This is a genomic window from Streptomyces sp. MMCC 100 (genome assembly GCF_041538145.2).
Classification (GTDB): Bacteria; Actinomycetota; Actinomycetes; order Streptomycetales; family Streptomycetaceae; genus Streptomyces.
On the sequence record NZ_JBGORK020000001.1, the window covers coordinates 1,322,300 to 1,335,951 of the forward strand.

15 protein-coding genes are annotated in these 13,652 nt (G+C 73.3%); 5 read left to right on the forward strand and 10 right to left on the reverse strand.

Annotated elements, in window-relative coordinates; genetic code table 11:
• Nucleotide 1 precedes the first annotated feature (1 nt).
• Both ABS735_RS06050 and ABS735_RS06055 read right to left on the reverse strand, forming a co-directional pair.
• On the reverse strand, nucleotides 2–781 hold the full coding sequence (locus ABS735_RS06050; RefSeq protein ID WP_373901799.1) for a GntR family transcriptional regulator: 780 nt from the start codon (nucleotides 779–781) through the stop codon (nucleotides 2–4).
• 201 nt (nucleotides 782–982) lie between these two features.
• Nucleotides 983–1,639: a M15 family metallopeptidase gene (locus ABS735_RS06055; protein ID WP_373901800.1), complete on the reverse strand. Its 657-nt coding sequence runs from the start codon at nucleotides 1,637–1,639 to the stop codon at nucleotides 983–985.
• An 83-nt stretch (nucleotides 1,640–1,722) separates the two neighbouring features.
• Here ABS735_RS06055 and ABS735_RS06060 point away from each other — a divergent pair, with 83 nt between their 5' ends.
• Both ABS735_RS06060 and ABS735_RS06065 read left to right on the forward strand, forming a co-directional pair.
• Nucleotides 1,723–1,986: an Arc family DNA-binding protein gene (locus tag ABS735_RS06060; RefSeq protein WP_373901801.1), complete on the forward strand. Its 264-nt coding sequence runs from the start codon at nucleotides 1,723–1,725 to the stop codon at nucleotides 1,984–1,986.
• Nucleotides 1,983–2,369: a PIN domain-containing protein gene (locus ABS735_RS06065; protein WP_373901802.1), complete on the forward strand. Its 387-nt coding sequence runs from the start codon at nucleotides 1,983–1,985 to the stop codon at nucleotides 2,367–2,369. The genes ABS735_RS06060 and ABS735_RS06065 overlap by 4 nt, the downstream gene beginning before the upstream one ends.
• A 102-nt stretch (nucleotides 2,370–2,471) precedes the next feature.
• Here ABS735_RS06065 and ABS735_RS06070 read toward each other — a convergent pair whose 3' ends face one another.
• The 7 genes from ABS735_RS06070 to ABS735_RS06100 form a co-directional block, all read right to left on the reverse strand.
• A complete protein-coding gene (locus ABS735_RS06070) occupies nucleotides 2,472–2,885 on the reverse strand; it encodes an aggregation-promoting factor C-terminal-like domain-containing protein (RefSeq protein ID WP_373901803.1) in 414 nt (137 codons plus the stop codon).
• Between the two features lie 245 nt (nucleotides 2,886–3,130).
• Nucleotides 3,131–3,982, reverse strand: a complete 852-nt coding sequence (locus ABS735_RS06075) for an ECF transporter S component (RefSeq protein WP_373901804.1) — start codon at nucleotides 3,980–3,982, stop codon at nucleotides 3,131–3,133.
• Entirely contained in the window at nucleotides 3,979–5,667 is a 1,689-nt protein-coding gene (locus tag ABS735_RS06080; protein WP_373901805.1) for an ABC transporter ATP-binding protein, read from the reverse strand. The genes ABS735_RS06075 and ABS735_RS06080 overlap by 4 nt, the downstream gene beginning before the upstream one ends.
• Nucleotides 5,664–6,908 carry an energy-coupling factor transporter transmembrane component T gene (locus ABS735_RS06085; RefSeq protein WP_373901806.1) on the reverse strand — a complete coding sequence of 415 codons (1,245 nt, stop codon included), beginning with the start codon at nucleotides 6,906–6,908 and terminating at the stop codon, nucleotides 5,664–5,666. The genes ABS735_RS06080 and ABS735_RS06085 overlap by 4 nt, the downstream gene beginning before the upstream one ends.
• Nucleotides 6,895–7,551 carry an SCO2322 family protein gene (locus ABS735_RS06090; protein WP_373901807.1) on the reverse strand — a complete coding sequence of 219 codons (657 nt, stop codon included), beginning with the start codon at nucleotides 7,549–7,551 and terminating at the stop codon, nucleotides 6,895–6,897. The genes ABS735_RS06085 and ABS735_RS06090 overlap by 14 nt, the downstream gene beginning before the upstream one ends.
• Nucleotides 7,548–8,810 (reverse strand): prenyltransferase/squalene oxidase repeat-containing protein, encoded by a 1,263-nt coding sequence (locus ABS735_RS06095; RefSeq protein ID WP_373901808.1) that lies wholly within the window; start codon nucleotides 8,808–8,810, stop codon nucleotides 7,548–7,550. Before ABS735_RS06095 ends, ABS735_RS06090 begins: the two co-directional genes overlap by 4 nt.
• Nucleotides 8,811–9,158: 348 nt before the next feature.
• Nucleotides 9,159–9,881, reverse strand: a complete 723-nt coding sequence (locus tag ABS735_RS06100; RefSeq protein WP_373901809.1) for a TetR family transcriptional regulator — start codon at nucleotides 9,879–9,881, stop codon at nucleotides 9,159–9,161.
• Nucleotides 9,882–10,041: 160 nt separating this feature from the next.
• On the opposite strand from ABS735_RS06100, the gene ABS735_RS06105 reads away from it, so the two are divergent.
• From ABS735_RS06105 to ABS735_RS06115, 3 genes are read left to right on the forward strand one after another with little or no spacing between them, the layout of a single operon-like run.
• The gene (locus tag ABS735_RS06105) at nucleotides 10,042–11,448 is read left to right on the forward strand and encodes a glycosyltransferase family 4 protein (RefSeq protein ID WP_373901810.1); all 1,407 of its coding nucleotides are present in this window, start codon (nucleotides 10,042–10,044) and stop codon (nucleotides 11,446–11,448) included.
• Entirely contained in the window at nucleotides 11,442–12,176 is a 735-nt protein-coding gene (locus tag ABS735_RS06110) for a class I SAM-dependent methyltransferase (RefSeq protein ID WP_373901811.1), read from the forward strand. Before ABS735_RS06105 ends, ABS735_RS06110 begins: the two co-directional genes overlap by 7 nt.
• On the forward strand, nucleotides 12,173–13,270 hold the full coding sequence (locus ABS735_RS06115) for a prenyltransferase/squalene oxidase repeat-containing protein (RefSeq protein WP_373901812.1): 1,098 nt from the start codon (nucleotides 12,173–12,175) through the stop codon (nucleotides 13,268–13,270). The genes ABS735_RS06110 and ABS735_RS06115 overlap by 4 nt, the downstream gene beginning before the upstream one ends.
• A gap of 25 nt (nucleotides 13,271–13,295) precedes the next feature.
• Here the strand turns inward: ABS735_RS06115 and ABS735_RS06120 are convergent, their stop codons facing one another.
• Nucleotides 13,296–13,583, reverse strand: coding sequence for a hypothetical protein (locus ABS735_RS06120; protein ID WP_373901813.1), 288 nt, complete (start codon nucleotides 13,581–13,583; stop codon nucleotides 13,296–13,298).
• Nucleotides 13,584–13,652: the final 69 nt, after the last annotated feature.

Genomic DNA, 13,652 nt, shown 5'->3' on the forward strand with positions numbered 1-13,652 from the left:
CCTATCCCCGGGGAGGGACGGAGAAGGGACGGTCCACCCCGAACTCGTAGACCACTTCCCGGTACCGGTCCGGAATGACCATGTCGGCCGTTTCCACCGGACGCCGGTCGGCGTCGTACATGGTCCGTTCGATCTGAAGCACGAGGTCCCCCGGGCTGATGCCGAGCAGGTTGGCCTGAGTCCGGGTGGCACGGGCCGGGCGGGGGACCTCGACAACCGTCTCGACGACGATCCCGAGGGAGCCCATGCGCTCTACCACCCCCTTGCCCGCGAGGCGTCCCGCCTCGGGCAGCACGACCGCTGTCCCGTCCGTGAGGGCCAAGGGCTCCCAGGACTCGGAGAGCTGGACTGGCTGTCCACCGGCGAGGAACTCGTACCGCGTGGTCACACAGAGGTCGCCGGGTGCGAGGTCCAGCCGCTCGGCGATTCCCTCCGGCGCGGGGACGCCCACCCGGCTGTCCGTGTCCCAGGAATCGGCCCTGCCCTGCTCCCGCGTGTCGGCGCTATGGGGGCGCCCGCTCGTCCGCTCCCGGTGCCGCGAGCGGACCAGACGCAGGCGCTCGCGCGGGCTGCGGACGTACGTGCCCGAGCCCGCGCGTCCTTCGAGGAGCCCGTCGACGACGAGACGGTCCACGGCCCGTTGTACGACGTTGCGCCCGACCCCGTACTCCTCGGCGAGCCGCGCCCGCGACGGCAGCCGCGCCCCGACCTCCCACTCTCCGGCGAGAATCCGCGCCCGCAGCACGTCGGCCACGGCGAGGTACGGCGCCTCTCGGGGCATGGGGGTCCTCCGGTCGTTTTCAGCGGTGCCGGCAAGCTACTGCACCGGCTGAAAGCTGATGGAGTAGAAAGGCGTTCGCCTTTCGGCCGCGTGCCCTCCGCGCCCGCCGGTGCCCCACTCGCGTTCAACCGTGAACACTTCGCACCCCATTGTCCTCGCCCCGCTCATCCGAGCGCGTGAAGGACGAATCCTCCGTAGTGTTCACGCTTTTCCGGTGGGGCCGTAGTGCGCGGCTGCCGCTCCTGTCGCCAAGGCCCAGTAGCGGTCTCCGTACGACCAGTGCCACCACTCCGTCGGGTAGTTGACCAGGCCCGCGGCGGTGAGTGCGTTGCTCAGCACGGCGCGGTGGGAGCGGGCCTCTTCGGTGATGTTGTCGGCGTGTGTGTAGCAGGCGCCCGCGCTCTCCTCCGGGGTCGCGTTCACGCGGGTGCCCAGGTCGAGTTCGCGGCCATCGAGGTCCGCGAGCGTCAGGTCGACGGCGGCGCCCGCGCTGTGGGGAGCTATTTCCGGCGGGGAGACGTAGCGGCTGGCCGCCGAGCGGATCCGGTCGGGGGGCCACTCGGGGTTTTCGGTGCGCAGCCGGGTCGCGTACTTGTCGAAGTAGCGGCGTTGGAGGACGGGCGTGCGGTATCCCTCGACGAAGAGCAGCCGCAGTCCCGGCGGCAGCTGCGCCTGGGCTTCGAGGAGCCGGGCGAGCACGCCTTCCCGCAGGTGGGCGAAGGCGCCCGCGGAGTCCTGCCACTTGCGCCGGTCGACCAACAGCGGGCTGTCCTCCCGCACGTCGACGAGTCGTTCGCCGCACTCTTGGACGGGCACGGCGGCGACCTTCGGGTCGGACATCAGAACGATCTCGGTCATTGCGCGATCATCTCGCGGCTCGGATCGGATGCCGCGGAGGGTTCTTCAGAACCTCGTTGTATACGCGGACGTATACTCCAGGCATGAGTGATGCGATGATCCGGGTCCCGGCCGAGGTGCGGGACCGGCTGGCAGTGATTGCGGAGGCGCAGGGGACATCGATTCGGTCCCTCGTGCAGGAGTTCGCGGAGTCGACGCTGACGCAGGAGGAGCGTCGGGAGCGCGCTGAGCGGACGCGCGCCTACCTGGCCGAGAACTTCGGGGTCGAGGTGGACGACGAAGAGAGCGCGATGATGGGACGCAGGCTCCGGGAGGCGTTCGCCCGGCAGCAGAGTGATGCCGCGTGATCCTGCACCACCTGGTCCTCGACACGCCCACGCTCGTGGCGCTGTCGGGCAATCGGCAGGTGTCCGCTCTCATCCACCGCGCGAACTTCGAGCCGGAGACCCGTTTGTGGGTGCCGGCTCTTTCCGTTCTGGAGGCGGAGAGTGAGCTTCTCGGCATCGCCGAACACGTAGGGCAGTTGGACGTGATGCACACCGTCGACCTTGACTACCCGGCAGTGCTCGCGGTTGCACAGCTGGGCCGCGACGGCGTGCCGCCAGGGATCGGCGCGGCGATCCACGCGGCTCGGCACCTGCCCGAGTGGGGCGCGGACGCGCTGATCGGCACGGTGGCTCCGAAGGCGTACGAGGGGCGCGGTGTGCCCGTGCTGGACCTGAACCGCTGACGCCGGGCACACGACCGGGCCCGCGATCGGCGCACGAAGGCGGCGACCCCGGGGATCAGGGGATCGCCGCCTTCGGTATGGGGGAGCGGGATGCGGGCCGGGTCAGTACCAGCCGTTGGACTGCCAGAAGCCCCACGCGTCGCACGCGCTGCCGTAGCGGTCCTTCATGTAGTCCAGACCCCACTCGATCTGGGTGGCCGCGTTGGTCTTCCAGTCGGATCCCGCCGAGGCCATCTTCGAGCCCGGCAGGGCCTGCACCAGGCCGTAAGCGCCGCTGGAGGCGTTCGTGGCGTTGATGTTCCAGCCGCTCTCGTGGTCGACGATCTCCGAGAAGCACCGGAACTCGGCCGAGTCGCCGATCATCTTCTTCGCGGTCGCCTGCGCCGAGGAGGCCGGCGTCGCGGCCTGCGCGGGCGCGGCGGCGATCAGCGAGCCGCAGGCGGCCGCGGCCAGGGCGGCACCCGCGAGGGCCTTCTTCGGGGTGGCGACGGAACGGAGGAGGGAAGCGGCGGTCAACGGAGGGCCTTTCTTCGGGGACAGGGGCGTCGGCGCACACCGGCCCGGCATGCGTCGGCGCCGCTGCCCGGGAGGGCGTCGGCGCCTGGCGACCGGTTCAGAGAAACAGGCGGGCCGGTCGTCCGCAATCGTCCCTTTTGCTAGGTGCGGTCGTAGGCGGGGGCGAGGGTGCCCCGCCCCGGGGCCGCGTGAGCCCGCCCGTCGGCCGTGCCTGGCCTACGACGCCGCTTCGTAGGTGAAGCAGCTCACGTGGGGCGGCTCACCTCGTCGGCCTTCTCGAACGTGACCGGCGTCTCGAAGGCGGCCCTGCGGGTCGCGCGGCGCAGGGCCTTCAGGAGCGGGGTGCCGAGAGCGAGGGTCAGGACGACCGTCATGGCGGCGCGGCCCCCGTCCCAGCCCAGCGACGTGGCCAGACAGTAGGAGAGGAAGCGGGCCAGGTTGTCCGGGACCGACGCGTCCGGGTCGAAGGCGATGTTCGAGGCGAGCGTGTTCATGAAGGTCCAGCCCGCGAGGTTCATCACCGTGCCGTAGGCGAAGGCGGCCAGGAAGCCGTACGCCGCCAGCATCAGCAGCTCCGCGCGGCCGCGCAGCCGGTCGGGGCCCGGCAGCAGGCCCGCGCCCATCGTGAACCAGCCCATCGCGAGCATCTGGAACGGCATCCACGGCCCCACTCCGCCCGTGAGCAGCGCGGACGCGAACATCGTGATCGAGCCGAGTACGAAGCCGAAGCCGGGGCCGAGGACCCGGCCGCTGAGCACCATGAGGAAGAACATCGGCTCCAGACCCGCCGTGCCCGCGCCGAGGGGGCGCAGCGCCGCGCCCGCCGCCGCCAGGACGCCGAGCATGGCCACGGCCTTCGGGCCGAGACCCGACTCCGAGATCGTCGCCGCCACCACCGCCACCAGCAGCACCAGCACGCCCGCGAACAGCCACGGCGCGTCCTGCGCGTGCGCGTTCAGCGACGCGTCCGGCGGGGCCAGGAACGGCCACCCGAAACCCGCCACGCCCACCGCGCTGACCAGCACCAGGGCGGCGACCGAGCGGGGGCCGAGGCGCACGGCGCGGGCCTGGCGCTGAGGAGGGGAGCCGCCGGTCATGCCAGCGCCTCCCGTACCTGTGCCACCGTGAGCCACTTGCGCGGCGCCAGCACCTTGGCGACCTGCGGTGCGTAGGACGGGGAGGCCACCACCACGTCCGCCGCCGGGCCGTCGGCGATCACCTCGCCCTCGGCGAGCAGCACGACCCGGTGGGCCAGCTCGGCGGCCAGTTCCACGTCGTGCGTGGCCAGCACGATCGCGTGGCCCTCGGCGGCCAGGCCGCGCAGGATGCCGGCCAGGCGGGCCTTCGCCGCGTAGTCCAGGCCGCGCGTCGGCTCGTCCAGGAGGAGGAGCGGAGGGCGGGCGGTCAGGACGACGGACAGGGCGAGGGTGAGGCGCTGGCCCTCCGAGAGGTCCCGGGGGTGGGTGTCGTCCGCGACGCCGGGGAGCAGTTCGGTGAGGAGGGCGCGGCAGGTGCCGGGCGCCGCGTCCGCGTCCCGGTCGGCGGCCGCGCACTCGGCGGCGACCGTGTCGGCGTACAGCAGGTCGCGCGGCTCCTGCGGGACCAGGCCGACCCGGCGTACGAGGTCGCGGGGGGCCGTACGGTGCGGCACCGCGTCCCCGGCGCGGACCGAACCGGCGGACGGTTCGACGAGGCCCACGAGTGCCGAGAGCAGGGTCGACTTCCCGGCGCCGTTGCGGCCCATCAGGGCGACCGTCTCGCCGGGGGAGACGGTCAGGTCGACGTGGCGCAGGGCCTGCACGCGGTCGCGGCGTACGGCAAGGGATCGGACCTCGGCGGCGTACGGGGTGGGGGCGGCGATCGCCTCCGGGGGCTTCCTGCGGCGCCAACGGGAGGTGACGGGGCGCAGGGCGGGCGGCGCCGGGAGCGGGGCGGACGGTGGCGGGGTGTGGTCCGGGATCTCCCGGTCGGCGAGGCGCTCGCGCAGCGGACCGGCGCTGCGGCGGGCGTCCCGGATCGTCAGCGGCAGCGGGGACCAGCCCGCCAGCCTGCCCAGACCCACCACCGGCGGGTACACCGGGGACACCGCCATCACCTCCGCCGGAGCGCCGAGGAGCGGTGCCTCGCCGGGGGCCGGGAGCAGCACGACCTGATCGGCGTACTGGATGACCCGCTCCAGTCGGTGCTCGGCCATCAGGACGGTCGTACCGAGGTCGTGGACCAGGCGCTGGAGGACCGCCAGGACCTCCTCCGCCGCCGCGGGGTCCAGGGCGGAGGTGGGCTCGTCCAGGACCAGGACGTCGGGGTGCGGGGTGAGGACCGAGCCGATGGCGACCCGCTGCTGCTGGCCCCCGGAGAGCGTGGCGATCGGGCGGGAGCGGAGGTCGGACAGGCCCAGCAGGTCGAGGGTCTCCTCGACGCGGCGGCGCATCACGTCCGGGGCGAGGCCCAGGGACTCCATGCCGTAGGCCAGCTCGTCCTCGACGGTGTCCGTCACGAAGTGGGAGAGCGGGTCCTGGCCGACCGTGCCGACCACGTCGGCCAGTTCACGCGGCTTGTGGGTGCGGGTGTCCCGGCCGGCCACGGTGACCCGGCCGCTCAGCGTGCCGCCGGTGAAGTGCGGGACGAGGCCGCCGACCGCGCCGAGGACGGTGGACTTGCCGACCCCGGAGGGACCGGCGAGCAGGACGAGTTCGCCTTCCGGGACCTCGAAGTCCACGCCCCGGACGGTGGGTTCGGCCGCACCGTCGTACGTGACCGACACGTCCTCGAAGCGGATCACGACGGCTCCTTCACGGCGGTCTTCACGGGCGTCTGCGTGGTGGTCTCGGGTGCGGGGGTGACGAACGCCGGGAGCAGGCCGACGAGTACGGCCGCCGCCGGCCACAGCGGGAGCGACGGCGCGACCAGCGGGACCACGCCCGGGTGCAGCGCCGCCGGGTCGCGGGCGGCGGCGAGGAACAGGAGCGCGGCGACCGCGACGCCGGAGGCGGTGACCAGCCAGGCGCGGGTGTCCCAGCGGTCGGGGCGGTAGCGGGTGCGGACGGTGCGCCGGCCGCCCAGCCACAGGCCCGCGACGGCGGCGGCGACACCGGCCAGGAGCACGGGGATGCCGTACGTGCCGCCCGCGGCGGTGAGCAGCCCGTACGTGCCCGCGCAGACGCCGAGCAGGCCGCCCAGGGTGAGGGCGGCGGTGGTACGACGGACGGGGGCCGGGACCTGGGCGGTACGGCCGTAGCCGCGGGCGTCCATCGCGGCGGCGAGGGCGACGGAGCGTTCCAGGGCGCCCTCCAGGACGGGCAGCCCCACCTGGAGCAGGCCGCGTACGCCCTTGTCGTGGCGGCCGCGCAGGCGGCGGGCGGCACGCAGGCGCTGTACGTCGGCGATGAGGTTCGGCGCGAAGGTGAGGGCCACGACGACGGCGACGCCCATCTCGTACAGCGCCCCGGGGAGGGACTTGAGGAGGCGGGAGGGGTTGGCGAGGGCGTTGGCGGCGCCGACGCAGATGAGGAGGGTGGCCAGCTTCATCGCGTCGTACAGCGCGAAGGTGAGGCCCTCCGCGGTGACCCGGCCACCGAGGCGGATGCCCTGCGCCCAGTCGGGGAGGGGGACTTCGGGGAGGGTGACGAGGGTGTGGGTGCCGGGGATGGGGGAGCCGAGGACGGTGGTGAAGAGGAGGCGGATGAGGAGGACGGCGAGGGCGAGTTTGACGAAGGCGCCGTAGGAGCGGGACCAGGGGGCGTGGGGGCGGCGGGTGGTGACGACGTAGGCGGAGACCGTGACGAGGAGGGCGAGGAGGAGGGGGTTGGTGGTGCGGGTGGCGGCGGTGCCGAGGGCCAGCGCCCAGAGCCACCAGGCGCCGGGGTGCAGGGCAGCCCCGCGGCGCTGGTGGGGGGCGAGGGCGCTTGCCGGTGCTGACAGGGTGCCGCCTCTCTGTGGGACGGGCGCCGCCCCAGCGGCACGACTGCCCGCAGGAACAGCGGGTCCAGCGGCGTGACTGTCCGCCGCTTCAGCGGGTTGCATTTCTGCGCCGCCTTGCTTGCCAGGTGCCTGCGGCGGCCAGGGCGGTGATCACCGCGATGCCCGCGACAAGGCCGACCGAGGGGCCGCCGTCGTCCGAGGTGTGCTTCTGTTCCGGGGCGGCCGTGGTGTCCTGCTTCTCCTCCTTCCGCGACACCTGCTCCCCGCAGCCCGACTCCGGGTAGCCCGCGATCGCGCACAGCAAGGCGTTGGTGTTGTAGCGGAGGGGGCCGGCGACTGCGGCCAGGGCGTCGGACGTCGTCGCGTCGGGGGAGAGCTGGGCGCAGGCCGTGCGCGGAGCCGGCGGGGTCTCGCCGGACGGGGCGTCGGGGGCCGTACCGAAGTCGAGGACCAGCGCCACCCGCTTGCTGTCCTCCTTGGCCGGCGTCTTCGCGCAGATCGATGCGAAGTCCGCCGTGCCGCGCGGCTGGGCCGCGTCGCCCGAGTCCTCGCTCACCGCGAAGCGGAAGCCCTGCACGTCGCCGTCGGAGGGGCGGACCATGGACGGGCCCTGGGTGGCATAGACCCACTTCCCGCCGTCGCGGTCCCAGAAGGACCAGTAGCGGTATCCGGCGGCCTGCGCCTGGCCCGCGCTCCCGATCAGCAGGAACGCGGCCAGGAAGAGGAGGACGACGCGGCGGGTCACGGCTGCTGCTTCTTGCTGCGGTTGCTGAGCAGGAAGCCGATGCCGATGCCGAAGACCAGGCAGACGCCGACGAACCACCAGACGCCGAACGGGGAGTCGTCCTTCTTGTCCTCCTCGTCCGCGGCCTTGTCGCTCGTGGCCGCGGTGTCCTTCGCCGCCGTCCCCTGCGGAGCCGGGCCCGTCGCGTTCAGCTTCTCCACCAGGTCCGTGCCGCCGAAGTCGCGCGGGTCGGTGCCGGTGGCGTGGGCGGCGAGGATCAGCTGGGCGTAGGCGGCCGGGCCGCTCTCCGCGGCCCACTCGGCGGCGTTCTTCTTCAGCCAGGCCAGTGACTCGGCCGCCTTGTCGGCGCCGCCCTGTGCGGCGAGGGCGACGACGGCGTCGGCGGTGTTGCCGTAGTCGGGCTGATCGGCGGAGCCGCCGAGGGTGGAGACGAGGTGGCCGTCCTTGGCGAGCGCGTCGGCGAGGTAGGCGGTGCCGTTGGCGGCGGCCTGCTCGCGGGTCGGCCCGTCCGCGTCGGAGCAGGTGGCGGCCTTGGACTTCGCACCGGATCCGGCCTCGGTGACCAGGCCCCTGCCGAGCGCGCCGAGAACACCCGCGGCGGTCGCGTCCGCGTTGGGGAGCAGCTTGCCGTCCTTGTCGGGCTGGAAGGCGAAGGCGCCCGCGCCCTTGTCCTTCGCGCAGGGCAGGGCGAACGTCAGCAGGGCGTCGTAGGGGGACTTGCCGCCCTTCTCGACGTCCTCGGGGTTCGTCTCCGTGGCGGTCAGGGCGCCGACGACGACGGAGGTGGAGTTGGCGTCGCTGGGCGTGCCCGGGCTGTAGCCCCAGCCGCCGTCCTTGTTCTGCACGGACTTCAGCCAGCCGAGGGCGTCCTCGACGACGTCACCGTGCCCGCCGACGGCCCACAGGGCCTGGACGGCGGCTGCCGTGCTGTTGGTGTCGACCATGGTCTTGGCGTCGCAGGCCTTGGCGGGGTCGGCGCGGAAGGGGGCGAAGGAGCCGTTCGCGCACTGCTGGTCCGTGAGCCACTTCACGGCCTTCGAGGAGGGGACGACGCCCGCCGTGTCCTGCGCGAGCAGCGCGAGGGACTGGCGCCAGACGCCGTCGTACTGCGGGTCGGCGGTCCCGTACAGCCCGGACGGCGTGGTCGTGGACGGGGAGGCGGACGGTGACGGATCGGCGGCGACCGCGGGCGCGGTGGCGGCGCCGATCACGGCTATGGCGGCCAGAGCCGCGGCGCTGCTGCGACGGCGGACGTTCATGATCGGCGGGTGCCTTTCCCTGTGCGGGGCCTGGCAGCGCGGGGCACCCCCGGCGGCTCGCCCCGTATGCCTCGACGGTGCCGTGCACCGGCGGGCGCCGGGCACGTGAGCCGGTCACATCCGTGCGGGGCAGTCCGGCTCACCGTCCGGAAGCCCCAGGCGGGCTCGGCGGGCGGCTCACGGTTGCGGGTCAGCGCCGGAATTGCACCGGCTTCCCCCCGTACGGGTGATGACGACGCCGCCACTTTACCCGGCCGCCGGGCCCGGGCCGAGGGGCGGCCGGACGGGGAGGGTGGCCGGACGGGGAGGACGGCCGGACGGGAGGGCGGCCGGGCTGAACGGCGGACCTCACAGGCGCGCCGCTTCCCCTCCCGTGCCGGCTTCTCCGCTTCCGGCTTCTCCGCTTCCGGCTTCTCCCGCCCGGGACCCTGCCGTCCCCGCCTCCGTCAGGTCGATCAGTCGGCACACCGTCTCGATGTCCACCTGTACCTGGGCGAGGGAGGTGCGGCCGGCGAGCCAGGTGATGAGGGTCGAGAGCCAGGTGTGCTCGACGACCCGGACCGCGGACAGCTGCTCGGGGGTCGGGTTCCGCAGGCCGCCCATCGCGTCCAGGATGATCGCCGTGGTCTGCCGGGAGACCTGGTCGACCTCCGGGGAGACGCTCCGGTCGGCGAAGGTCAGGGCGCGTGCCATCGCCTCGGCCAGCCGGGGTTCGCGCTGCAGCGCGCCGAAGGCCCGCATCAGGGTCTGCGCCACCCGGTCCGCCGCCGTCTCGCCGGTGGGCGGACTCTTGCGCAGGGTGCCGTGCAGCCGCTCCAGCTGGTCGTGCATGGTCGCGACCAGCAGGTGGACCTTGGAAGGGAAGTAGCGGTACAGCGTGCCGAGGGCGACCTGCGAGGACTCCGCGACCTCCCGCATCTGCACCGCCTCGAAGCCGCCCCGGCAGGCCAGCTGGGCGGTGGCGTGCAGGATGCGGCCGCGGCGCTCCCGCTGCCGCTCGGTGAGGGGAGGGGCGGCGGCACGGTGCGCCGGGCCCGGCACCTCCGTCACCGGCTCGTCCGCCTCGGTCACCTTCTCCCCTCTCGCCGTGGCGTGAATCACCTGATCCACTCGTCACAGCCCGGCTACCTGCCGGTAGATTCGAAGCCGCTGACGATCAAGTCTGAAACTTGTTCTAGATTAACCTCCCGACGTAGTGTCGCGGGACAGCGCAGTGAGAAGGGGGCCCAGAGTGACCGCCGAGGCCAGTCAGACGGGTCCCCGTCCGGAGCCCGCAGCCGACGGCTTGCCACCGCTGCGCATCGCACTCCTCACCTACAAAGGGAACCCGTTCTGCGGCGGCCAGGGCGTCTACGTCCGCCACCTCTCCCGCGAACTGGCCCGCCTCGGCCACCGCGTCGAGGTCATCGGCGCCCAGCCCTACCCCGTGCTCGACGTCCTGGACGGCCGGGCGGCGTCGGACGACCGGCTGTCCCTCACCGAGCTGCCCAGCCTCGACCTCTACCGCCAGCCCGACCCGTTCCGCACCCCGAAGCGCGACGAGTACCGCGACTGGATCGACGCGCTCGAGGTCGGCACCATGTGGACCGGCGGCTTCCCGGAGCCGCTCACCTTCTCGCTGCGCGCCCGGCGCCATCTGCGCGCCCGCCGCGGCGACTTCGACGTCGTGCACGACAACCAGACCCTCGGCTACGGCCTGCTGGGCGACGTGGGCGCGCCGCTCGTCACCACCATCCACCACCCCATCACCGTCGACCGGCAGCTGGAGCTGGACGCGGCCGACAGCCGCAAGCGCCGCTACTCGGTGCGCCGTTGGTACGCCTTCACCCGGATGCAGAAGCGCGTCGCGCGCCGCCTGCCCTCCGTGCTCACCGTCTCCGGCACCTCACGCCAGGAGATCGTCGACCACCTCGGCGTACGGGACGACCGCATCCACGTCGTCCACATCGGCGCCGACACCGACCTGTTCTCGCCCGACCCGTCGGTGCCCAAGGTGCCGGGCCGGATCGTGACCACGTCCAGCGCGGACGTGCCGCTCAAGGGCCTGGTCTTCCTCGTCGAGGCGCTCGCGAAGGCCCGGACCGAGCATCCCCGGGCCCACCTCGTCGTCGTCGGCAAGCGGCCCGCCGAGGGGCCCGTCGCGCAGGCGACCGAGCGGTACGGCCTCGAAGGCGCCGTCGAGTTCGTCAAGGGCATCTCCGACGCCGAACTGGTCGACCTCGTACGGTCGGCGGAGGTCGCGTGCGTGCCCTCGCTGTACGAGGGGTTCTCGCTGCCCGCCGCCGAGGCCATGGCCACCGGCACCGCACTGCTCGCCACCACCGGCGGAGCCGTCCCGGAGGTCGCCGGACCCGACGGGGAGACCTGCCTCGCGGTGCCGCCCGGCGACGCGGACGCGCTGGCCGCCGGACTGAACCGGCTCCTCAGCGAGCGCGAACTGCGGGCCCGGCTCGGCGCTGCCGGACGCGAACGGGTGCTGAAGCACTTCACCTGGGCCCGCGCCGCCGAGGGCACCGTCGCCCGCTACCGCGCGGCCATCGGCCACCGTCCCGCCGCCACGGCCACCCAGGAGGCCGTGCCTGCGACCCCGACCCCCAGTGACACCGGCGTCTACCCCGAAAGCAGGGCCACGTGCTGACCGTCGACTTCTCCCGGTTCCCGCTCGCCCCGGGCGACCGCGTCCTGGACCTCGGCTGCGGCGCCGGCCGGCACGCGTTCGAGTGCTACCGGCGCGGGGCCCAGGTCGTCGCGCTGGACCGGAACGCCGAGGAAATCCGCGAGGTCGCCAAGTGGTTCGCGGCGATGAAGGAGGCCGGTGAGGCCCCGGCCGGCGCCACCGCCACCGCCATGGAGGGCGACGCGCTGGCCCTGCCCTTCCCCGACGAGTCCTTCGACGTCGTCATCATCTCCGAGGTGATGGAGCACATCCCCGACGACAAGGGCGTCCTGGCCGAGATGGTCCGCGTCCTCAAGCCCGGCGGCCGCATCGCGATCACCGTGCCGCGCTACGGCCCCGAGAAGGTCTGCTGGACCCTCTCCGACGCCTACCACGAGGTCGAGGGCGGTCACATCCGCATCTACCGCGCCGACCAGCTCCTCACCCGCATCCGCGAGGCCGGCCTCAAGCCGTACGGCACCCACCACGCGCACGCGCTGCACTCGCCGTACTGGTGGCTGAAGTGCGCGTTCGGCGTCGACAACGACAAGGCGCTGCCGGTGCGGGCGTACCACAAGCTGCTGGTGTGGGACATCATGAAGAAGCCGCTGGCCACCCGGGTCGCCGAGCAGGCGCTGAACCCGCTGATCGGCAAGAGCTTCGTGGCCTACGCCACCAAGCCGCACCTGCCGACGGTGGACGCCGCGTGACCTCGCCCCGCACCCCCGGCACGCCCCGCACTCCGCGTACCGAACACCTCGTCCTGCCCGGCGTCCTCACCGAGGACGAGGCCGCCGCGACCGTCCGCGGCATCCTCGTCGTCCAGCGCGAGGACGGCGCGATCCCGTGGTTCCGCGGGCACCATCTCGACCCGTGGGACCACGTCGAGGCGGCGATGGCCCTGGACACGGCCGACGAGCACGAGGCCGCCGAGCGGGCGTACGCGTGGCTGGCCCGGCACCAGAACCCGGACGGCTCCTGGTACGCCGCCTACGCCGACGGGGACTTCGCCGACGTCACCGACCGCGGCCGGGAGACCAACTTCGTCGCCTACGTCGCGGTCGGCGTCTGGCACCACTACCTCGCCACCGGCGACGACACCTTCCTGGAGAGGATGTGGCCCGTCGTCCACGCGGCCGTCGAGTTCGTGCTGCGCCTCCAGCAGCCCGGCGGGCAGATCGGCTGGCGCCGCGACGACGACGGCACGGACACCGAGGACGCGCTGCTGACCGGCAGTTCCTCCGTCCACCACGCGCTGCGCTGCGCGCTCGCCATCGCCGAACAGCGCGAAGAGCCGCAGCCCGACTGGGAGTTGGCGGCGGGCGCGCTGCGGCACGCCATCCGCCGCCACCCGGAGCGGTTCCTGGACAAGGGCCGCTATTCGATGGACTGGTACTACCCGGTCCTCGGCGGCGCGCTGACCGGTACGGAGGCCAGGTCCCGCCTCACGGAGAGCTGGGACCGTTTCGTGGTCCCGGGCCTCGGGGTGCGCTGCGTCGTCCCCAACCCGTGGGTGACCGGCGGCGAGTCGGCCGAACTCGCGCTCGCCCTGTGGGCGGTGGGCGAGTCCGACCACGCCCTGGAGATTCTCCAGTCCATCCAGCACCTGCGGGATCCGGACAGCGGTCTGTACTGGACGGGCTACGTCTTCGAGGACGACGCCATCTGGCCCCGCGAGCTGACCACCTGGACGGCCGGCTCCCTGCTGCTCGCCGTCGCCGCGCTCGGCGGCCACGAGGCCACCTGCCAGGTCTTCGCGGGCGACCGCCTGCCGCGGGGCCTGGACCCGGACTGCTGCGTCTGACCGCCGGGCCGGCCCCGGTGCCGGATCAGTTCCGGTGCAGGCGGTTGGCGACGGCGTGCCCGACGAAGAGGTAGACCACGGCGGCCAGGCCGTAGCCGGCGACGACGCGGGCCCATGCCTCGTCGAACGTGAACAGGTCTCGCGACCAGCCGGCCAGCCAGTCGGCCGCGTCATGGACGAACCGCACCAGGTCGTTGGCCCGGTTGGCGTCCAACAGGTACATCAGGATCCACAGGCCGAGGATGAGGGCCATGATGTCCGCGACGGTCGCGACGGCCCTGCCCGCGGAGTTCGAACCATGGGTTCTGGACATGCCTTCCGTATGGCCGCGCAGGCGCGGAGGAAACCTGTGCCGACGGCCCCCCACCCGGAACCGGTGCCG